A 20,570-nucleotide genomic window follows, 5' to 3' on the forward strand; every position below is an offset into this window, starting at 1 on the left:
GATCAGTCGCCTGGCCCGGCTTCGGGTGAAAAATATTTCGCGAGCTTGTTTGCTTCACCGTCGAACGCCTTGGCGTCGGCGGGTGGATCACGCTTGACCGCAATATTGGGCCACGCAGACGCATACTCGGCGTTCAGCGCGAGCCAATCGTCGAGACCAGGCACGGTATCGGGAAAAATGGCTTTCGCCGGGCATTCTGGCTCGCAGACGCCGCAGTCGATGCATTCATCGGGATGGATGACGAGCATGTTCTCGCCTTCATAGAAACAGTCCACGGGACAGACTTCCACGCAGTCCATGTATTTGCATCTGATGCAATTGTCGGTGACCACGAACGTCATGAGGCGTTTCTCAGCCATGGCCGGTCAGGGCGACAGAACAATAACAGCTTCAGACTTTCGGCGACATGGGCGGCCTTCAGCCAACACAGTCCCGCAGTCTCCCTGTCCAGCAATTCGTCGCAACTTTCGCCAAACAAGGCGAGGCACCGGCCGAGCAGACCGATCTCCAACCCACCCATGTGCTTGCGGACCGCGACGAGACTTCCCTTGTAGAATCCGCTGGTCAGGATTACCGAGGACCAAAATTCGTACATCTTCGCCAGATGCGTTTCGCAATCACCGGCAACGACGCGCTCGAAAATCGGCCTGAGATCCGCGTCGGCGCGGATCTTGTCGTAGAAGGAGTCGACGAGTTGTCGAATCTGCTCGTCGGAAATCGGGGCTGTCTGTGTCAAGGGCATGCTCTGGTCCAGCGCTTATCCGGCCCTTCAGACCACACCGTAGGTCATATCGAGGGGAATGCGGTGATCATCGATAGCCTGCACGCCAGCGGTGTTTTCAGCCAGGATGAGCGTGGCTTTGCGCTCCTGCTCGGACAGGTAAGCTCCCGAGAACGTAACTACGCCGTTGGTCACGGTCACGTCCGACCTTCCGGTCGAGGGCCATGATTCGGATCGCAAGGCTTCAATAATCTCCAGCCTGATGCTGCTGTCGTCCTGCGACACCGGAGCGCGCCAACGTTTCCTGGCGACGACCAGCGCCCGCACCAGATCGGCACGACTGACGACCCCCACAATCTGTCCGTCGCGCAGCACCGGAACACGCTTGATCCGATTGTGTTCAAGCAGGGTTGCGATCTCGACGACTGGCGTGCTCTCGACCACAGTCGCAACGTCCTTTGTCATGACGTCGGTCACATGCTCGGAATGAGACTTGACATAGCCTTCCGCAAGGGCGGCGTTGTTGGCGAAAAGCCGAAGCCACCAGGAACGATGTTGCGGGGCTGTACCGATCTCTGCCCGGCGGATCAGGTCTCCTTCACTGACGATGCCCAGCAGCGCACCTCGATCAATCACCGGCACGGCGCTGATCCCGTACGACAGGAGAATATCGCCGACCTCATCCACCGAACTGTCAGGCCCTACCGCAATAACAGGTGACGTCATGACGTCCTTGGCGGTCAGCATTTCGTTCTCCTTGACCTGTCTGCGGGCGGCAGAACCGGCGGCAAGGTCGTTCCAGAGACTTGCCCGTTGCCAGCATGGAGGTGGATCGCGCGATAGAACTCCCTCGCATGGAAAGCATAGGCTTCCAGATTGGTCGGATCGCCAGCGAACAGCCCCATATCCTCGGCTTTCCGGAAGAACCAGTGAGCGGGCAAACCGGGTTCGAGCGCCTTCACGGCAACAGCCGCAAGCAATGGCAGGCCTTCGTCCGCATCGTCGTCCATCAGTTGTTCGAGCACATCCCGAATCACCCCTGTTGCGTCTGAACCGACTATGCTCTCGGCCAGTCTCGCATAGGTGATCGGCAGCCGGGTCTGTGCTTGCAGGAGCAGTTCCTCTCGGAGCCGTCTTTTGAGAGCACTGCCATCTACGAGAGCAATTGGAATGCGGCCATCTACATCGAGGCTGGCAGATACCATTTGCCCTACTACATGAGCCTGGATGTCCCTGCCGGAAAGTATTCTGCTGAAATCGTGTTCAAGCCTGTCCATTATTGTCATCGCCGAGCCCAAGGTGCCCCTCGCGCGACAACGCCAAGAACTCCCGTGGCGTTTAGACCTGCTGGCTGGCACCGAATGTGTCAATTTCGTTACGCGCGAGCTTCACTCGTCCTCATCTACAAGACAAACGAAATTTATTGCCGCTTTAGCACAATTATTTTGCATCAGAATTCGATTGCAGCGCGTGGCACAGCCCTTCCCTTTTCGGAATCGATATGCATCTCTGATGGGCCGAAGCCATCGCGCCCTCGATTGTCCCGGCTCTTAGCAAGCGGTGATTTCGGCCCCGAAAGCGGTAACAGGAGATTATGATGATCACTGGTGCTCAATGCCGTGCCGGTCGCGCGCTGGTCGAATGGACCCGTGACAAGCTCTCAAGCAATTCAGGTGTGGATGCGTTGGTCATCGAGGAATTCGAGCGCCGGATCAACCTTCCCGACCAGGATATCTGCGACACGCTGCAAACCGCGCTTGAAAACGCCGGCGCCGTTTTCATCGCGGAAAACGGCGGCGGTGTCGGCGTTCGCCTGAAACTCAACCGCTCGGAAGTCAGACGAATTGGCGTCCTGGAAAATGAAGGCGGCATCGTCGGAACGGACGCCGTTCCATAGGTCTTCTGAGCCGATGGTTCCACGTTCAGTCCGCTGCTGGGCAGTTCAGATCCCGCTTGGCTGCGCAGGCGCGAGGAAGGAAGCCCTTCATGACGGTTATCTGGGACGATCTCACCGAGGACGAGCAAACGGCGCTCAAACGAATGAACCGCGGACCCTACCCTTCTTTATCGAAAGCCTTGGCCGAACGCCTTGTCTTCCTCGGACTGGCGGAAGAAAGACGGGGCGGGACCGGGATAAACAGGGCCGGACGAGAACTGGTGATAGCCACCTTGCTTGGCGCCCGCCACGACTAGGCGTGCGTCAAACGGATCGGATAGCAACTGACGGCAGGGGCCGCTGACGGCATGCCGGAAGCAGCCGAACGCCACCTTTTTTGAGAGTCCGCACCGAGCGCTCCCATCCACATGGCGCTCGGATCCTTGATCGATGTCAGCGACCTCGCAAACTGCTTCTGCCTCCAACTGATTGGTCATCGCGCGGCGCGGACAGGTGTTCTGGGAACCCGCCAATCAATGCCTTGCCCAATGTCACCGGAGAACCATAATGGGCGGAGCCAGGCAGTGGTTGTCTCCGAAGACTTTGGGCTCCAATAGATGACAGACGACACAGCGCTGATACTGATGATCGTCCTGCCTTTCGTAGGCAGCCTTGCCGCTCTCATGCTCCCGACAAAGGCTCGCAACGCCGCAGCTGTCCTCGCCGCCGCCGCGTCGTTTACCTGTCTGGGTTTGGCGGTCATGTTTTATCCCTCGGTACTCGGTCGAGGTGTGGTGCGTAGCGATATCGAATGGCTTCCGACGCTTGGCCTTGATTTCACTTTGCGAATGGATGGATTTGCCTGGCTGTTCGCCATGCTCATAAGCGGCATCGGCTTCCTCGTCGTCATTTATGCGCGCTACTACATGGCCCCGGAAGACCCGGTTCCGCGGTTCTTTTCGTTCTTTCTCGCGTTCATGGGATCGATGCTCGGGGTCGTCATTTCCGGAAACTTGATCCTGCTGGTCGTATTCTGGGAACTGACCAGCATCTTTTCCTTCCTGCTGATTGGCTATTGGCACCACAACGCCAGTGCCCGCGACGGCGCCCGCATGGCGCTGACGATTACCGGCATCGGCGGCATCGGTCTGTTGGCCGGCATCCTGCTGATTGGCCATGCCGTTGGCAGCTACGACCTCGATCGTGTTTTGGCGTCGGGCGACCTTATCCGCTCCCACGATCTCTATGTGCCCATCCTGGTTCTTGTGCTGCTCGGGGGGTTCACCAAGAGCGCGCAGTTTCCGTTTCACTTCTGGCTGCCCAACGCCATGGCCGCACCGACCCCGGTCTCGGCCTACCTGCACTCAGCGACCATGGTGAAGGCCGGCGTGTTCCTGTTGGCGCGCCTGTGGCCGGTGCTTGCGGGGACATACGAATGGTTTTGGATCGTCGGCTTCGCCGGCATGATGTCTTTCGTTTTGGGAGCTTATTTTGCGATCTTCCAGCGGGACATTAAGGGTTTGCTCGCCTACTCGACCATCAGCCATCTCGGTCTGATTACACTTCTGCTCAGCCTCGGTAGCCCGCTGGGTGCCGTCGCTGCCATCTTCCACATGATGAACCACGCCACGTTCAAAGCCTCGTTGTTCATGGCCGCCGGTATCATCGACCATGAGACCGGAACGCGCGACATGCAGCGGCTGGGCGGGCTTTTCCGTGTCATGCCCTACACCGCGACGCTCGCCATGGTGGCAAGCGCGGCCATGGCTGGCGTCCCCCTCCTCAACGGATTTCTCTCCAAGGAAATGTTCTTCGCCGAGGCGATCGAAACGCACGCCGATTCCATTCTCGATACCGCCGCGCCCTATGCTGCCGTCCTGGGCAGCGCTTTCGCTGTTGCCTACTCGGCACGGTTCATCCACAGCGTGTTTTTCCGACCGCTGCCGGCTGAGCTGCCTCGCGAACCTCACGAACCGCCGTTTTTCATGCGGTTTCCGATCCAACTTCTTGTGCTTGCCTGCCTCCTGGTTGGGACCGTTCCCGGCCTGACCATCGGTCCGTTCCTCCACACCGCCGTCACCTCCGTCCTGGGACCCGCGACGCCACAGTACAGTCTGGCTATCTGGCACGGGTTCACAATTCCTCTGTTCATGAGCGTGTTGGCGCTTGCCGGTGGCGCAATCCTTTATCTGCTGCTGAAGGACTATCTGGCGCGCTGCGAGGACGGCCCTCCCTACTTCCGCCGTCTCAGGGGCCAGCGCGTCTTCGAGCGCGTGTTGGTGGTGGTTTCGTGGAGAGGTGCCCGCTTCCTGGAAAGGTTTCTCGGAACGCGTCGGCTCCAGCCGCAACTTCGCTTGCTGGTCGTCGTGGCCTTCATCGCCGCCGCTTGGCCGCTCTACATGCTAGGTTTCGATCCTGGTCGGCTGACAGTCCAAGGCGTCGACGTCACCTTCGCCGGCATCTGGGCAGTCGGCGTCGTGTGCGCCCTTGGCGCCGCGTGGCAAGCCAAGTTCCACCGGCTGTTCGCCCTTGTCCTGCTCGGCGGAGCCGGACTTGTCACCTGCACCACCTTCGTCTGGTTTTCGGCGCCGGACCTCGCGCTCACTCAACTGCTCGTGGAGGTGGTGACCACGGTTCTCATCCTTCTGGGATTGCGCTGGTTGCCCAAGCGATCGGCAGACGTCGCCCCCGGCCTGGCCACGACTGGCGCAAGACTGCGTCGCTACCGCGATCTGGCCATTGCGGTGGTGTGCGGGACCGGCATGACCATTATCGCCTATGCGGTTATGACACGAACCCCGCCCGTCACAATCGCCGACTTCTTCCTGAAAAAGGCCTATTCGGAAGGAGGCGGCAAGAACGTCGTCAACGTCATCCTGGTGGACTTCCGGGGTTTCGACACGTTCGGTGAGATCACGGTTCTCGGCATCGTCGCGTTGACGGTGTTCGCCCTGCTTCGCCGGTTCCGGCCGGCGCCCGACAATGTCGAATCCCCTGAACAGCAACGCGTCCAGAGGGCATTCGACGAAGCCAGGCCCGACCGTGAGGCGGGCGATACGGTGAGCGACTATTTGCTGATCCCGGCGGTGATCATGCAATGGCTGTTCCCGGTCATCATCGTGTTCGCCGCCTATCTGTTCATGCGCGGCCACGATCTCCCCGGCGGCGGCTTTGTCGCCGGAATCGCATTGGCCGCCGCCTTCATCTTGCAATATCTGGCGGCGGGCACACGCTGGGTTGAAGACAGGTTGCGGGTCCTGCCGGTGAACTGGATCGGCTTCGGCCTTCTCCTGGCGGCCCTCGTCGGGGCGGCCTCCTGGCTGTTCGGATACCCTTTCCTGACCTCGTATTCCCGCTATGTCGAATTGCCACTGATCGGTTCGGTGCCGGCGGCTACCGCGACCCTTTTCGATCTCGGCGTCTTTTGCCTCGTTCTCGGTGCGACCGTGCTGATGCTGATCGCTCTCGCCCACCAGTCCATCCGCCGACTGCGCGCATACCGGATCGTGGCGCAAAGCAACGAGGAAATCGCGTAGTGGAGCTTATCCTCGCCATCGGGATCGGCGTACTGACGGGGTCCGGCGTTTGGCTGTTACTTCGGCCGCGGACCTTTCAGGTCATCATCGGCCTGTCGCTCATCGGCTATGGGGTTAATCTGTTCATCTTCTCGATGGGCAGACTCAGGGTGAATACGCCGCCCGTTCTCGAATCCGGCGCGGTGGTCAACCCAGCGGACTACGCCGACCCCATCCCGCAGGCGCTTGTTTTGACCGCCATCGTCATCGGCTTCGCGACAACGGCCCTGTTCCTCGTGGTGCTGCTCGTATCGCGTGGCCTGACGGGCAGCGACCATGTCGACGGCAGGGAGCCCAATTGATGGAAACGGCAGGTCATCTCATGATCATGCCGATCGTCCTGCCGCTCGCGGCAGGGGCCGTGCTGCTGCTGCTGGACGAGCGTCGCCATGTCGTCAAGGCAGTGATCAGCATCGTCTCGGCGCTTGCGCTGGTGGTCATCGCCATAGCTCTGCTTCGCTCGGTCGACAATGCCTTTGCTTCGTCAGCAACCACCGGCGTCTATCTGCTCGGCAATTGGCCGGCGCCGTTCGGCATCGTGCTCGTGCTCGACAGGTTGTCCGCCCTGATGCTGGTTCTGGCCAGCGTACTGGCGCTCGCTTCCCTGGCCTTCTCGCTGGCGCGCTGGCACAAGGCAGGGCCGCATTTCCATACGCTCTTCCAGTTTCTGCTCATGGGGCTGAACGGGGCGTTCCTCACCGGCGACCTGTTCAACCTGTTCGTCTTCTTCGAGGTGCTTCTGGCTGCATCCTATGGTCTCGTTCTGCATGGCTCGGGGCCGCTCCGCGTCAAGGCGGGCCTGCACTACATTGCAGTCAATCTCGCTGCTTCGTCGCTGTTTCTGATCGGGGTCAGCCTGATCTACGGCGTGACCGGCACACTGAACATGGCAGATCTTGCGCAGCGAATCCCGGCGGTGCCGGCGGCGGATCGAATGCTGCTCGAAGCAGGCGCCGCCGTCCTCGGCGTCGCCTTCCTGGTCAAGGCGGGGATGTGGCCGCTGAGCTTCTGGCTGCCCGGCGCTTATTCGGCGGCAGCGGCCCCGGTCGCCGCGATCTTCGTGATCATGACCAAGGTCGGCTTCTATATCCTGCTGAGGCTTTCCCTGTTGCTGTTTGGCGTGGACGCCGGCGCCACAGCGGGCTTTGGCGACTCGTGGCTGCTGTTCGGCGGCATGGCCACCATCGCCTTCGGCGCTATCGGCGTGTTGGCGTCGCAGGCAGTGGGCCGGCTCGCCGGCTTCAGCATCCTGGTCTCATCCGGCACACTGCTGGCCGCGATCGGGATGGCCGATGCGAGAGTCACTGCCGGAGCCCTCTTCTACATGGTCAGTTCAACACTGACGATCGGCGCGTTCTTTCTCTTGATCGAACTCGTCGAGCGGGTGCAGGACCCAGCCGCGCATGTTCTATCGGTGACCATGGAAGCCTATCGCGACGACATGGAGGAGCCGGTGCCAGAGCAGGAGGAAGTCGGCGTTGCCATCCCCGGCACGCTGGCCGTTCTCGGCATCTGTTTCGCGGCATGCGGCCTCTTGCTCGCGGGCCTGCCACCGCTTTCGGGATTTGTCGGAAAGTTCGCGCTGCTGACCGCGATGGTGCGCCCCGATCCTGTGGCGGGTGGCGGCCTAATCGCGGGCTCGACATGGGTCCTGGTCGCGTTGCTGATCCTGTCCGGCCTCTGCGCCCTGATCGCCACGATGCGCGCTGGCATCCAGATTTTCTGGGCGCCGATCGAAGGCACCGTCCCCCGCGTGCTGCTCCTGGAGATCGCGCCAGTAGCCTTCCTCCTGACGCTCTGCCTGTTGATGACGGTCCAGGGTGGACCGATGATGCGCTACATGGATGCGACCGCCCAATCGCTGCATTCGCCCGCGGACTACTTGCGAGATGTTCTGTCCACCCAGCCGATACCAGGGCCCAACGCGCCGAGGGACAAATGAGCGCTCTTCTGCCTTATCCGCTGCTGACAAGTTCGCTGCTCGCGATGTGGATACTGCTCAATGGGCTGTCCATCGGCCAGGTGTTTCTCGGCGGCGTCATCGCTCTCGCAGCGTCCTTGGCCATGGCAGCGCTTCAGCCCGCTAAACCAAAAATACGACGCTGGGACCTGATCCCGCAATTGGTCCTGGTCGTCCTGGCGGACATTCTTCGCTCCAACATCGCCGTGGCGGAGATCATCCTGCAAGGCGGGCGGCATACGCGAACATCCGGATTCGTGATGATCCCGCTCGACCTGCGCGACCGGACTGGGTTGGCCGTACTCGCCTGCATCATCACCAGCACGCCCGGCACCGCCTGGGTCGAATATCACGCCGGCAGCGGCAGGCTTCGGATCCATGTTCTCGACCTGATCGACCAGCAGGCGTGGATCGACCTGATCAAGCAGCGTTATGAACGACGGTTGATGGAGATTTTCGAATGAGCGGCGTCATAATCGCATGGTCCGTCACCACCGCTCAATTGCTTCTGGTCGCCGCCATGGCATGTGCTCTGCTGCGCCTCGTTCGGGGGCCGCGCGCGCAGGACCGGATCCTGAGCTTCGATGCGCTCTATGTCGGCGCCATGCTTCTCCTGCTGACTTTCGGCATCCGTGCCGGCAGCACGGTCTATTTCGAGGCTGCCCTGGTGATCGCGCTGCTTGGCTTTGTCTCGACCGTGGCGCTGGCGAAATTCCTTATGCGCGGCGAGGTAATAGAATGACCCCTGTCGCCGACCTGCCGGTCTGGGCTGCTCTGCTCACGGGGTTCTTCCTGATCCTGGGGTCGACGCTGACCCTGCTCGGGTCGGTCGGGCTCCTGAGGTTCAGAAGCTTTTACGAACGAATTCACGCCCCGACGCTAGGGACCACCTGGGGCACGGGCGGTGTTCTGATCGCCTCGATCATCTTTCATTCCGTGCTTCAGTCGAAACCTGTCCTGCACGAGATACTGATCGCACTGTTCGTGACTGTCACGACACCCGTCTCGCTTATGCTGCTGGCGCGCGCGTCGCTTTACCGGGACCGCAGCGAAGGCAACGATGGCGTCCCGCCATTCGAGACGGCCGCGCAATCCCAAGACGAACAACCACGATCATCTGGCGCGTAGGCCACGATCAACTTCGGATCGGCGGCACCGCGAAAACATCCACGTCGACCGATCGCAGAATGCTTTCTGTCACGCTGCCCAGAAGTACCTTGATGAGACCCGAACGGCCATGCGTTCCGATCACCAGAAGGTCGGGCGCCACCTCCTTGATCGCCTCCATGATTGCTTCGACGGGGCCTGCTTCCTTGATACGCAGCGACCAGTTGTCGACGCCAAAGTCGTTCGCCTCCAGAAACGCGACCAGTTCCCTACCCGCCTGCAAACGTTCTGCCGCCACGTAGCGCGCTATCTCGTCCTTGCCTATTCCAGCATTGGACATTTTTCCCTTGGCGAACGCATCGAAACCATGGACCAGCGAAAGACTGGCGTCGCCTATGAGCCCGGTTTCCCTCGCCGTCCTGATTGCGCGTGCGGACGGCTCCGACATATCCACGGCGGCCATCACCTTTTTGTATGAATGTTCCACCTCAGCATTCACCATGAGGACCGGGCATGGTCCGGTACGGATCACGCGTTCGATGGTCGTTCCGACAAAAATATCGCGGAGCAACTGCTTGCGGTGCGCGCCCATGACAATGAGATCCGCCGAGCTCGCCGCGGCCGCTTTCAGGATGCCGTCGAACGGGTCGCCGGCGACAACCGTGGACTTGCAGCGGAGCCCCTGCAGTTCGGGGATCGAGGCCATTTGTTCTTCAAGATATCGCTGTGCTTCGCGTCTTTCGAGCTCGAGTATATCTGCGGGCTGGTCGTCGTCGACGACATGGACAAGCGTGAGTTCGGCGCTGACGTCCCGAGCCACAAGGCCAGCTCGCCGCAATGCACGTAGCGAACGGGTGGAAAAATCTGTCGCGGCAAGGATTTTCATGGCAGCTCCTTGTTCCTCGTCCCTGAAATCATAACCGCCGGTCGTTGGGCGTACTTTGGCTAGTAATCTGGTTGACGATGCTATCGCGTATTCGAAGTGGCATCCTAGGCGGCGGCTCTACTGTGCTGCAAGGGCCTCCGGAAATGCTTGATCGGCTTCTCTTGCCGCAGGCCTGGCTCCCGCGCGGCTTGACTTCGCAGATTGCTTCCCCAACTATAGGGTATGAGCACCGTCGCCAAAATCCGTCGCGATTTTCTTTTCCGGGTTTGCCCCATAGCGGGATCGTAACCCCCGGCTCGGCTGCCATGCGCGCCCCGAGCCGAGGGGTGAACATGTAAAAATTGAACATGTAACATTGGCGCAGGGTTGCATCAGTCCCTGCGGCATCGGCGCATTCAGCAACAAATTTCCGTCGCACTGACAACCGCTGACGATCCCTTGCCGGGCTCGGACGCGAGGCAGAAACATGAGTACTCAAATGCAAGACATCACGAAAAGCCGGCGCAAGCCGAACATCCGCATTTCGAAGTCGGACCACGCGCGTCTGTCGGCGCTCGCGAACACCGTTGCCGCCCGAAATCCGGAGGCGGCAGATGAGCTGTTCGCCGAACTCGAGCGCGCCCGCATCGTCGCTGATGGCTGGGTCTCCGCCGGCACCGTCCGGATGGGTTCGACCGTGACTTTCAAGCCCGATACCGGCGATCGGAAAACGGTGACGCTGGTTTTCCCTGGCGATGCGGACATCTCCGAAGGCAAGGTCTCAATCCTCACGCCGATTGGCACGGCCCTGGTCGGCCTCTCGGCTGGGCAGTCGATCATGTGGACCGCCCGAGACGGGCGTCGGCATGAACTGCTGGTGCTTGATGTGAGCCAGCCCGCTCCGGCAGGCGATGTGGCCGATCGGCGCGCGCCAGCGTCTTCGACAATCGCTGCGGGCGTCTAGACATGGGCGTTGGCATCCGTCTCCTCAATCACGCGGGCAGCCTCATCGCGGGAGTGTGACCCCTGCGCCGGCCTATCCTGGCCCGGCACAGGGGTAGCTTTCCAAACCCGATCAATTGCCTGACGCCGGACCCCTTGCACAGGGCCGGCTGGAGACGTGCCATGCCCACTATCGATAGCTGCCAACTGACCACCAAGGACTACACCATTCTTGAGGTGATGCAGGAGCGCCGACCTGCCCTCGGCGATGCCTTGTCGGCGATCCTTCAACGGAAGATTTCGAGCGCAGTTGTGATGTTTCGGGAAGACATCCCGGCAAACGTCGTGACGCTCAGCAGCCGCGTGGCTTATCGGGTAAACGACGGCCCTGCCGAAACCCGCATCGTCGCCCATGACCACATGCGCGGTCTGGTTGGCATGCTGTTGCCTATCACCAATCCGCGCGGTCTGGCGCTGCTCGGTCTGGCCGAGGGTCAGTCCATTTCCATTCCGACCTCGGACGCCAGCCTTGAAACGCTGACCGTACATGAAGTGGTTTATCAGCCAGAAGCCGCAAGGCGCGAGAGGCTGAAGCTGGCGGGCGTTGCCGAGCCGGGTTCGTGGCGACCGGACGGACCGGTTCTGCGCGTCGTCCATCGTTCCGATGAACCGCACGACGAAGCTCAGAGCAAAGTCGCGGCGGCATTCGATGCCGGGTTCGACGACCCGGGTCCATCGGCCGCCTGAGAACTCGACTGTCCCGAAGGCTGTGAAGGCGGGTGGACAAGCGTCCCGTCGGGCCTTGCCCTGTATCAATTGAGGCCAACAAAGTAGGGTCTGATTATGGATGATTACAACAACCAGAAGGGCGCCAAGCCTGAAGATGTGCGAGCCGCGTTGAGAGGCTGGGCATTCTTCGCCGTTCTAATGACCGGAATCTTTGGCCTGGCCTACGCTTTGATCGAAATGTAGATGAACCGGCGAAGCCGACCAGCTTGCCGTTGCAGTCTTTGCGATCAAACGCGAACCATGGCTTCGCGCCGGGAGCGACGCTCAATTCACAACTTGCTTCAGGCCGCGCAGCGCCTCCTGTACGTCGGCTCGCGCCTCGCTTGCTTCCGAATAGACGGCATAGGCCGGATAGGTGAATTCCGGCGCGCCTTCTACTACCTCCAGTTGCCCGGCCTCGATATGGGGAGCTGCTGCGCCCCTGCGGAAATAACCCATTCCGCCGGCGCGCAAGATGTAGCTCAGCCCCAGCGGTCCCAGGCCGACCATCAATCCCGGCTCGCCGAAGGCAGAGGAACTGGCACCATGCTGGGCCGCAAACAGCGGCCCCCAGTCGACATAGACATAGTCCTTGGAGCCGCCGGGTTCCCCGTCTCGGTCCATGGTCCGGACCAGAACGAGTTGCTCCTCAACGAGAAGCTCCACCCTGAATCCCGGCAACAACCTCGGCGCATAGAGCACCGCAATGTCAAGAACGCCGGTCCTGAGTTGCTCGATCAGTTGGTCCGGTACGCCGACCTGGGCTTGGATGGCGATTTCCGGCCTGGCGTTCTTCATCCAGACCAGCCAGTCGAGCAGCAGCGGGTTCCACAAGCTGAGCTCTCCGCCAAGGGCGACGACGCTTGTCCGTCCCGATGGGATGGCGAGTTGGTGGCGGGCGCGCTCCCAGATTTGCACGAATGACTGGGCGAACCGCTCGAACTCCCGGCCCGCCGGCGTCAGTTGCGCGCCGTTGCGGTTACGGATGAAGAGCTGACGTCCGAGCTCCTCCTCCAGCGTGCGAATGCGTGCGCTTACGGTGGTCTGCGTGACATGAAGGCGATCCGCAGCCTTCAGGAAGCTGCCCGAATGGACGATTTCCAAAAACGTGCGAGCGCGGTCGATGTCCATTGGGGCTTCTCGGTTCAGTGCAATAATCTTGCACCAATACAGCATTTAATTCCGTTTGCCTTCCTGTTTTACACAGCGCAACCTTGATGAGGCCGAGCGGTTTCCGCTGCGACGGTTAATGGAGCGCGCAATGCCAGATCAGGAGGATGGTCCCTTGGAAACGCAAGAGTACGCCTCTCCGCCGTGCTACATGCACGAACTTGTTCCGGGATATGGCGCGGATTCGATCGCGCAGGACACTTGGTCGGATGTCTGTCGGTGGCGCAAGGCGGAACGCAAGCGCCTGATCGACGAGCGTCTAGCCGTAGACCCCGAGGAACGCCTCGCGAAGTCTTTGCGCATCGCTTCCGCTCTCGATCTGGCTGTCGGCCGGGTGAGCGGCTGCATCGTTAGTGGCTATTGGCCTTTTCGAGGGGAACCGGACCTTCGCAACTGGGCGATCCGGGTGATCGAGCGCGGCGGGCGGATCGCGCTGCCGGTCGTCATCAAAAAAGGCTGGCCGCTCGAGTTTCGTATCTGGGGACCGGGAGACCCACTGGAACGCGGAATGTGGAATATTCTTGTCCCGTCACACGGGCCTTCGGTCCAGCCGGATGTGGTCATCGCGCCCGTAGTCGGTTTCGACCAGGCGAATTATCGCCTGGGCTATGGCGGCGGCTTCTTCGACCGGACCCTGGCCGCCGCGCCGAAGCGGCCTCTCGTCGTGGGCGTCGGTTACGCCTGCAGCAAAACCCAGACCATCTATCCGCAGCCACATGACATTCCGATGGATGTGATCGTCACGGATGAATGAATGAGCGCAGGCGAGGCCTAATCCTTTGTGACGGCGGATCGCAGATGCCGTCCATTGTTGAGGCCGTCTTGCCAGCCAGCAGTGAAAGCAGGAAGCACGTCATGTCCAATCCCGCCACAACCTTGGATGATCACAAGCCCCGGTTTCTCGTCAGGTGGCTGTTTTCGACCAACCACAAGGATATCGGGACGCTTTACCTGCTGTTCTCGATCATGGCAGGCGTCTTCGGTACCGCGCTTTCCGTGTTGATCCGCATGGAGTTGCAGGAACCGGGCCTGCAGATATTTGGCGATCCGGGTGTCTACAACGTCGTCGTCAGTTCCCATGGGCTGGTCATGATCTTTTTCGTCCTCATGCCGGCGCTGATCGGTGGCTTCGGTAACTGGATGGTGCCGATCATGATCGGCGCGCCCGACATGGCCTTTCCGCGCTTGAACAATATCTCGTTCTGGCTTCTGGTGATGTCGTTTATCCTCTTCATCACCTCAATGTTCGTTCCGGGAGCACCCGGCACGCTCGGTCACGGCGGCGGCTGGACGCTCTATCCGCCCTATTCGACGGACGGCCAGCCGGGTCCCGCCGTCGACCTGGTCATCCTGTCGATCCACCTTTCGGGCGCCTCCTCTATTCTCGGCGCGATCAACTTCATCACCACCATCTTCAACATGCGCGCACCGGGCATGACGATGCACAAGATGCCTCTGTTCGCCTGGTCGATGCTGGTCACCGCGTTCATGCTTCTCATGTCGCTGCCGGTGCTCGCCGGTGCCGTCACCATGCTTTTGACTGATCGCAATTTCGGGACGACTTTCTTCGCACCGTCCAGCGGCGGTGATCCGATCCTATACCAGCATCTGTTCTGGTTCTTCGGTCATCCCGAAGTCTACATCATGATCCTGCCTGGTTTCGGCATCATCAGCCATGTCATCTCGACCTTCGCCAAGAAGCCGATCTTCGGCTACATCGGGATGGCCTATGCGATGGTGGCAATCGGTGCGATCGGCTTTGTTGTCTGGGCACACCATATGTATACCACGGGCCTGTCCCTGGACACCCAGCGCTACTTCGCCTTCGCCTCGATGGTCATCGCCGTTCCAACTGGGGTGAAAGTGTTTTCGTGGCTGGCTACCATGTGGGGAGGATCAATCGAGTTCAAGACCCCCATGCTCTGGGCTCTCGGCTTCGTCCTGCTCTTCACCATCGGTGGTGTCACTGGCATCATGGTTGCCAACCCCGGTATCGACCGCGTCTATCACGACACTTACTTTGTGATCGCCCACTTCCACTATGTGCTGTCATTGGGCGCGGTCTTCGCCATCTTCGCCGGCTTCTACTACTGGTTCCCGAAGATGACTGGTTACATGTACAACGAAACGCTCGGCAAGTTGCATTTCTGGCTGATGTTCGTCGGCGTCAACCTCGTCTTCTTCCCGCAGCATTTTCTCGGCATGGCTGGCATGCCTCGACGTTATGCCGACTACCCCGACGCTTTCGCCGGCTGGAATTTCGTGTCGTCGATCGGTTCCTACATTTCTACGGCCGGACTTATCGTCTTCTTCATCGCGGTCGCGGAGGCCTTCGCCCGCAAGCGTCAAGCTGGCGCCAATCCATGGGGCGAAGGTGCGACCACGCTCGAATGGCTGCTGCCGTCGCCGCCGCCATTCCATCAATGGGAACGGCTGCCGCGCATTGTCTAAAAGTCACCTCCGGTTCTGAACCGGCGCCCGCTTCGACATTTTGTCGGGAGAACTTCATGAACGAGACCACAGACCCAAACAACCAGATACTGTTCATGGCGATCATCGCGTTTTATTGGGCGTTTCTAGGCAGTTGGAGCAAACGTCAGTCACGTCCGGGCGATGACAAGGCAAAACCGGACGATGCGCCGACTGAGCGTCTAGCCGGAAGTAACGAAATCACGTCTTCCGGCGACACGCCCTTGGAGGTTATCCGAAAGAGCGATCCGAGTTTTGACCCTGCCACGTTTCTGGCCGGCGCCAAGGCGGCTTATGAAGTTGTCCTGTTGGCCTATGCAAGTGCGGACATCCAGACATTGAAGCGCCTTGTCGGACCGGAAGTGCTCGACATCTTCGAACGGGCGATTGCCGGGCGCCGGGATCGGGCGGAGATGCTGCAACTCACCTTTATAGGCACGAACGACGCAAAGGTCGTCGACGCTCTTGAGGAGAATGGTACCGCTGAGATTGCCGTTCGCTTCGTTTCCGACGTGGTCAGCGTTACACGCTCGGCCAACAACGACATCGTTTCAGGAGATCCCCAGCAGATCATTGAAGTGATCGATACGTGGACGTTTGCCAGTGACATCCAGTCAAGGAAGCGAAATTGGATGCTGATCGCCACAGACGGCGGCTAGCTGCTTGCGTCATTCCGGTGACCGCTGAAGGGCGACGCTTGGACGCTTGTGTCTGGCTTTCATCGCGTGCGCCGTGATTAACCTAAGAGACCGGCGGTGATGACGTTTGAAACGCATCTGCGCTGCAGGTGCGGTGGAGACATGTTGATGGCTTCCCGGCTAGGTCGGGTCTTCGGTTTGGCGTCGGCGCCTTCGTTGTGAAACGACACTTATGATTTCAACGCAATTTTCTTGCATCTGTCTTAGTTTCGGCGGCAACGCCATGAGACTCTTTGCTGGCCTCCCTGGAACATTGCGACGAGCCCGGTATCGTGGCGAGATAGCCATCGTATTGCCCGTCGCTTGTCTTTTTTTGATGGCGGCCGAATTGGGCTGGAAACGCACTGCAGAGTTACACGCTGCTTCCACGTTTCCAAATTCGGGATCGCTCACACAGGTGACAATCGGCGCCAGCCAGTCTCCTGCCTGAGTAGCGCCGGGCTGGGGTTCTTCACATCTCAGTCAAGACCCAGGCCACACCAAAGATGGGCGCCCATCAGAAAGGCAAAAAAGCCATCCCTTAGTGCATGGCGGACATCTCGAAAGCCCGGTCCATCGACCGCATTTTCGTACAAAATTGATCCGCAACCCGTCAACTGGTTGTCACCCTCGTCCAACCCGGGATCGGTACCGCGATGTGAAGGACGATATCAAGCATCCTCATGTGCAAGACGGTGGGAAGCCTAAAAAACATCGCCATTCAGGACAGAGTGCAATCCAGCCATGGCAGGGGCCACCACGGCTTCATCTGCGTTGGCAGACTGAACGGCGTAAGCGGGATATGAGAACTGCGGCGTTTCGGGCACGAGGTGAAGCCGTCCGGCCTCGATATGAGGCTGTACCGCGCTCATCCTGAAATAGCCGGATCCACCAACCGAAAGAATATAGCTGAGCGCAAGCGGGCCGAGATCCATAAAAAGGTCCGGCGCGACGTCAGGGAAATTCATGCCATGATGAAACGTAAAATCTGGCCCCCAGTCTATGTGCGCGTAGTCTATGCTGCCCGCCAGGCGTGCTTCCAGATCGGTTGTCACGAGCACGAGTTTTTCTTCCATGAGCAGATCGATCTTCAGGCCGGGCCGATGCTGGGGCGCATACATGATTGCCACGTCGACGAGCCCGGATGCGACTTGATCGATTAGGTCCTGCGGCACATCGACGTGCACATGAAGCGCGACATCCGGAAGGGATTGACGCATCCATCGAACCCAGTCGAGCAGAAGGGGCTCGGCGATGCTGATTTCGCTACCAACAGTCAGAACAGCACGACTGCCGGGTGGAACAGCAACCTGATGAAGGGTGCGCTGCCACAACTGAACGAACATCGGAGCGTGGCGCAGGAACTGCTCACCGGCGGGAGTGAGCGAAGCGCCGCCTTTGTGGCGGACGAAAAGTTGGCGACCTAGTTGTTGCTCAAGGCTTCGAATTCGCGCGCTCACGGTTGTCTGGGCGACATTCAACCGTTCGGAGGCCCGGATGAAGCTTCCGCTGGAAACAATCTCAAGAAAAGAACGAGCAAGCTCGACGTCCATGAAAAAACATAACATAAAAACTGCATTTAAATGACAGTGAAATTGCGCTCTGAAGTGCCCCCATTTTATCGCGGCCATTCGATCAAGCCGTATCGAGTCCAATAGCAACAACGATTCGGATCTATCATAAAATCTGTATTCATTTGCCGATTAAATTCGTTTGCTACGCGGCATACGCCAGCAATACGCTCCGAGAAATCCACCAAGCTTAGCGCTGGATGCTGCGCAGCGCCGGTTGGAGCGGAGCGCAAGGCTCTCTCCACCTACCCATCGTTTTGCCTGCAGCGTCACAGGAGGAATCATGTCGAGGGAAGAAAAGAGCAAAGGCGATGTGGGGCGGCGTGATTTTCTGAAGCTGTTCGGCGCGGCTGGAGCTGCCGGAGCGGCGGCGAGCACCCTGCCGCTTGGGGCATCCGCTTCGGCGGACGAAGTCATGGCTGCGACCGCTGACACAAGACATCATCACGTTGCCGTCGCCACCGAACCTCAGGCTGGAGGCATTGGCTACGAATTCTTCAACATCGATGAGTCCGCTTTCATCGAGGCGGCTGTCGATACGCTCATTCCAAGCGACTCAACAGGCCCTGGCGCCAAGGAACTCGGCGTCGCGATCTATATCGACCGGCAGATGGCCGGCGGATACGGCAAGGGCGACCGCCTGTATCTGGAAGGGCCATTTGGCGAGGGTACGCCCGAGCAGGGCTATCAATTGCCGATGACGCCATCGGAACTGATCCGTGCTGGGATCGCCGACGTCAGCGCTTACGTACAGAAAATCCACAAGAGCACCTTCGACGGCCTTTCGGCAAAGGATCGTGCCGCGGTGATGACCGAACTCGACGGCAAGAAGGTCGAGCTTCCGACGGTGCCGACCGCGACCTTCTTCGGGCTTCTGCTCCAACTCACGGTCGAGGGCTATCTGGCCGACCCGATGTATGGCGGAAACAAGGACAGGGCGGCCTGGAAGATGATCGGTTTCCCAGGCGCCGACGCCATGTATATGGACAAGATCGAACCATTTCGGAACAAGCTCTATACGGCTGAACCGAAGGGCATCCAGGATCTCGTTTAATCGGCGAAAGAACAAGGAGACTATAACATGGCCACCAAATTGAACACGGTTGATGTCCTGATTGTCGGCCTGGGCTGGACGGGCGGCATCATTGCCAAGGAACTTGCTTCGACCAAGCTGAAAATCGTCGCCCTTGAGCGGGGAGGCCCGCGTGACACCAATCCGGACTTCATCGACCCACAGATCCATGACGAACTGCGCTACGCCGCCCGCCACGATCTCATGCAGAACGTCCGGCGGGAAACCATCACGTTCCGCAACAGTGAATCGCAAACGGCGCTGCCGATGCGCCAACTCGGCTCGTTCCTGCCTGGCCAGGGCGTTGGCGGCGCCGGCGTGCACTGGAACGGTGTCACCTGGCGCTGGCTCGAATGGGACCATCAGGCGCGCACCCGGACGGTCGACAAATACGGCGAAAAGATCATCCCTTCGGATATGCACCTGCAGGACTGGCCGATCACCTATGACGATCTCGAGCCCTATTACGACAGGTTCGAAAAGACCTGCGGCACCTCCGGCAAGGCTGGCAACATCAACGGCCGAAAGATCGATGGTGGCAACATCTTCGAAGGATCGCGAAAGGAGGAATACCCCAACCCGCCGATGATCGCCGCGCAGAGCATGGTGATGTTCGAGAAGGCGGCCCGTAATCTCGGGTATCACCCGTTCCCCAATCCGTCGTCAAACGCGTCGCGCGATTACGTCAATCCCGATGGCGTGGCCTTCGGCCAATGTCACTATTGCGGCTTCTGCGAGCGTTTCGGCTGCGAGGCCAATGCCAAGGCCAGCCCGCATTTCACCGTCATTCCGCTGGCGCTGAAGAACCCGAATTTCGAGCTGCGCACCAACTCGATCGTGCTGAAGGTCAATCTCGACTCGACCCGCAAGAAAGCGGTCAGCGTCACCTATCTCGACGCACGCGGGCGGGAGTTCGAACAGCCTGCCGACCTCATCATCCTGTCAGCCTATGCGCTCGGCAATGTCAACCTGCTGCTGCAATCGGGCATCGGCGTGCCTTATGACCCGGGCACGGGCAAGGGCGTGGTCGGCCGCAACTATGCTTATCAGTGCGGTGGCGGGGCTACCGCCTTCTTCGACAAGGAAACCATCCTCAATCGCTTCATGGGCGCCGGCGCGCTCGGCACCTGCATGGATGATTTCAACGGCGACAACTACGATTTCGTGAAGGCCGGCTATATCGGCGGCGGCGGCATCAGCTGCAGCAACTCGGGCGCCCGGCCCATCCAGTCGCATCCAACACCCCACGGCACGCCGCGCTGGGGCTCCGACTGGAAAAAGGCAGTGGTCGACAATTATGACCACGCGGCCAGTGTCGGAAACCAGGGCGCGGTGATGGCCTACCGGCAGAACTATCTCAGCCTCGACCCGACCTACACCGATGTGTTCGGGCGTCCATTGATGAGAATGACATTCGACTTCCAGGACAACGAGGTCAAGCAGATGAACGGCCAGGCCGACATCTGCGTGAAGATCGCCAAGGAGATGGGTGCGACTAAGGTTGATCGGAGCATCCCTCCCGTGCCCTATTCGATCGTGCCTTATCAAAGCACGCACAACACGGGCGGGGCAGTGTTTGGAGCCGACCCGAGCACCAGCGTCCTGAACAAATACCTTCAGGTCTGGGATGTCCCGAACGTGTTCGTGACCGGCGCTTGCGTGTTTCCCCAGAACGCCGGGAAGAACCCGACCGGACCCGTAGGCGCTCTTGCCTACTGGGCGGTGGACGCGATCAAGAACACGTATCTGAAGAACCCCGGCCCACTGGTTCCCTCCTGAGGCAACGCCTGCCGGATC

The 20,570-nt window shown here is 60.0% G+C and carries 23 protein-coding genes; 16 read left to right on the plus strand and 7 right to left on the minus strand.

Features of this window, described 5'->3' with window-relative positions:
* Nucleotides 1-2 precede the first annotated feature (2 nt).
* Genes fdxA through A9K65_RS21095 form a run of 4 tightly spaced genes read right to left on the minus strand, consistent with a single transcriptional unit; the run spans nt 3 to nt 1,998 of the window.
* On the minus strand, nt 3-341 hold the full coding sequence (fdxA, locus tag A9K65_RS21080) for a ferredoxin FdxA (RefSeq protein WP_064994311.1): 339 nt from the start codon (nt 339-341) through the stop codon (nt 3-5).
* Complete coding sequence (locus A9K65_RS21085; protein ID WP_245321852.1) at nt 338-736, minus strand: group III truncated hemoglobin; 399 nt, start codon at nt 734-736, stop codon at nt 338-340. The genes fdxA and A9K65_RS21085 overlap by 4 nt, the downstream gene beginning before the upstream one ends.
* A 33-nt stretch (nt 737-769) precedes the next feature.
* Nucleotides 770-1,468, minus strand: a complete 699-nt coding sequence (locus A9K65_RS21090) for a CBS domain-containing protein (RefSeq protein ID WP_086081329.1) — start codon at nt 1,466-1,468, stop codon at nt 770-772.
* Nucleotides 1,462-1,998, minus strand: coding sequence for a hypothetical protein (locus tag A9K65_RS21095; protein ID WP_086081330.1), 537 nt, complete (start codon nt 1,996-1,998; stop codon nt 1,462-1,464). Before A9K65_RS21095 ends, A9K65_RS21090 begins: the two co-directional genes overlap by 7 nt.
* A 320-nt stretch (nt 1,999-2,318) precedes the next feature.
* Here A9K65_RS21095 and A9K65_RS21100 point away from each other — a divergent pair, with 320 nt between their 5' ends.
* The 8 genes from A9K65_RS21100 (at nt 2,319) to mnhG (ending at nt 9,260) form a co-directional block, all read left to right on the plus strand.
* Nucleotides 2,319-2,618 (plus strand): XRE family transcriptional regulator, encoded by a 300-nt coding sequence (locus A9K65_RS21100; RefSeq protein ID WP_198327649.1) that lies wholly within the window; start codon nt 2,319-2,321, stop codon nt 2,616-2,618.
* 89 nt (nt 2,619-2,707) lie between these two features.
* Nucleotides 2,708-2,914 (plus strand): hypothetical protein, encoded by a 207-nt coding sequence (locus tag A9K65_RS21105; RefSeq protein WP_064994307.1) that lies wholly within the window; start codon nt 2,708-2,710, stop codon nt 2,912-2,914.
* Between the two features lie 300 nt (nt 2,915-3,214).
* Nucleotides 3,215-6,133, plus strand: a complete 2,919-nt coding sequence (locus tag A9K65_RS21110) for a monovalent cation/H+ antiporter subunit A (protein ID WP_086081331.1) — start codon at nt 3,215-3,217, stop codon at nt 6,131-6,133.
* Nucleotides 6,133-6,474: a Na+/H+ antiporter subunit C gene (locus A9K65_RS21115; protein WP_064994278.1), complete on the plus strand. Its 342-nt coding sequence runs from the start codon at nt 6,133-6,135 to the stop codon at nt 6,472-6,474. Before A9K65_RS21110 ends, A9K65_RS21115 begins: the two co-directional genes overlap by 1 nt.
* Entirely contained in the window at nt 6,474-8,114 is a 1,641-nt protein-coding gene (locus A9K65_RS21120; protein ID WP_064994277.1) for a monovalent cation/H+ antiporter subunit D, read from the plus strand. Before A9K65_RS21115 ends, A9K65_RS21120 begins: the two co-directional genes overlap by 1 nt.
* Complete coding sequence (locus tag A9K65_RS21125; RefSeq protein WP_064994276.1) at nt 8,111-8,596, plus strand: Na+/H+ antiporter subunit E; 486 nt, start codon at nt 8,111-8,113, stop codon at nt 8,594-8,596. Before A9K65_RS21120 ends, A9K65_RS21125 begins: the two co-directional genes overlap by 4 nt.
* Nucleotides 8,593-8,874, plus strand: coding sequence for a K+/H+ antiporter subunit F (locus A9K65_RS21130; RefSeq protein ID WP_064994275.1), 282 nt, complete (start codon nt 8,593-8,595; stop codon nt 8,872-8,874). The genes A9K65_RS21125 and A9K65_RS21130 overlap by 4 nt, the downstream gene beginning before the upstream one ends.
* Entirely contained in the window at nt 8,871-9,260 is a 390-nt protein-coding gene (gene mnhG, locus A9K65_RS21135; RefSeq protein WP_064994274.1) for a monovalent cation/H(+) antiporter subunit G, read from the plus strand. The genes A9K65_RS21130 and mnhG overlap by 4 nt, the downstream gene beginning before the upstream one ends.
* A 7-nt stretch (nt 9,261-9,267) precedes the next feature.
* Here mnhG and A9K65_RS21140 read toward each other — a convergent pair whose 3' ends face one another.
* Nucleotides 9,268-10,125, minus strand: coding sequence for a universal stress protein (locus A9K65_RS21140; protein WP_064994273.1), 858 nt, complete (start codon nt 10,123-10,125; stop codon nt 9,268-9,270).
* A 478-nt stretch (nt 10,126-10,603) separates the two neighbouring features.
* Between A9K65_RS21140 and rnk the strand changes: the two genes are divergently transcribed.
* The 3 genes from rnk (at nt 10,604) to A9K65_RS36525 (ending at nt 12,018) form a co-directional block, all read left to right on the plus strand.
* Nucleotides 10,604-11,068 (plus strand): nucleoside diphosphate kinase regulator, encoded by a 465-nt coding sequence (gene rnk / locus A9K65_RS21145; protein ID WP_064994272.1) that lies wholly within the window; start codon nt 10,604-10,606, stop codon nt 11,066-11,068.
* 161 nt (nt 11,069-11,229) lie between these two features.
* Nucleotides 11,230-11,793 (plus strand): nucleoside-diphosphate kinase, encoded by a 564-nt coding sequence (locus A9K65_RS21150; RefSeq protein ID WP_064994271.1) that lies wholly within the window; start codon nt 11,230-11,232, stop codon nt 11,791-11,793.
* Nucleotides 11,794-11,889: 96 nt separating this feature from the next.
* Nucleotides 11,890-12,018 carry a hypothetical protein gene (locus A9K65_RS36525; protein WP_263499052.1) on the plus strand — a complete coding sequence of 43 codons (129 nt, stop codon included), beginning with the start codon at nt 11,890-11,892 and terminating at the stop codon, nt 12,016-12,018.
* A gap of 81 nt (nt 12,019-12,099) precedes the next feature.
* Here the strand turns inward: A9K65_RS36525 and A9K65_RS21155 are convergent, their stop codons facing one another.
* A complete protein-coding gene (locus A9K65_RS21155) occupies nt 12,100-12,945 on the minus strand; it encodes a LysR family transcriptional regulator (RefSeq protein ID WP_064994270.1) in 846 nt (281 codons plus the stop codon).
* Between the two features lie 130 nt (nt 12,946-13,075).
* Here A9K65_RS21155 and A9K65_RS21160 point away from each other — a divergent pair, with 130 nt between their 5' ends.
* The 3 genes from A9K65_RS21160 to A9K65_RS21170 all read left to right on the plus strand — a co-directional run bounded on the left by A9K65_RS21160 (nt 13,076) and on the right by A9K65_RS21170 (nt 16,112).
* On the plus strand, nt 13,076-13,738 hold the full coding sequence (locus A9K65_RS21160) for a 5-formyltetrahydrofolate cyclo-ligase (protein WP_084015930.1): 663 nt from the start codon (nt 13,076-13,078) through the stop codon (nt 13,736-13,738).
* A 101-nt stretch (nt 13,739-13,839) separates the two neighbouring features.
* On the plus strand, nt 13,840-15,435 hold the full coding sequence (ctaD, locus tag A9K65_RS21165) for a cytochrome c oxidase subunit I (RefSeq protein WP_064994290.1): 1,596 nt from the start codon (nt 13,840-13,842) through the stop codon (nt 15,433-15,435).
* Nucleotides 15,436-15,491: 56 nt separating this feature from the next.
* Nucleotides 15,492-16,112, plus strand: a complete 621-nt coding sequence (locus tag A9K65_RS21170; RefSeq protein ID WP_064994268.1) for a Tim44/TimA family putative adaptor protein — start codon at nt 15,492-15,494, stop codon at nt 16,110-16,112.
* Between the two features lie 722 nt (nt 16,113-16,834).
* On the opposite strand, the gene A9K65_RS21175 is transcribed toward A9K65_RS21170, so the two are convergent.
* Entirely contained in the window at nt 16,835-17,761 is a 927-nt protein-coding gene (locus tag A9K65_RS21175; protein ID WP_245321854.1) for a LysR family transcriptional regulator, read from the minus strand.
* Nucleotides 17,762-17,984: 223 nt separating this feature from the next.
* Here A9K65_RS21175 and A9K65_RS21180 point away from each other — a divergent pair, with 223 nt between their 5' ends.
* Complete coding sequence (locus tag A9K65_RS21180; protein ID WP_084015924.1) at nt 17,985-18,755, plus strand: gluconate 2-dehydrogenase subunit 3 family protein; 771 nt, start codon at nt 17,985-17,987, stop codon at nt 18,753-18,755.
* Between the two features lie 27 nt (nt 18,756-18,782).
* Nucleotides 18,783-20,552, plus strand: coding sequence for a GMC family oxidoreductase (locus A9K65_RS21185; RefSeq protein WP_064994267.1), 1,770 nt, complete (start codon nt 18,783-18,785; stop codon nt 20,550-20,552).
* The last annotated feature ends 18 nt before the right edge of the window (nt 20,553-20,570 follow it).

Source organism: Mesorhizobium sp. WSM1497 (genome assembly GCF_001672455.2).
Lineage (GTDB): Bacteria > Pseudomonadota > Alphaproteobacteria > Rhizobiales > Rhizobiaceae > Mesorhizobium > Mesorhizobium ciceri.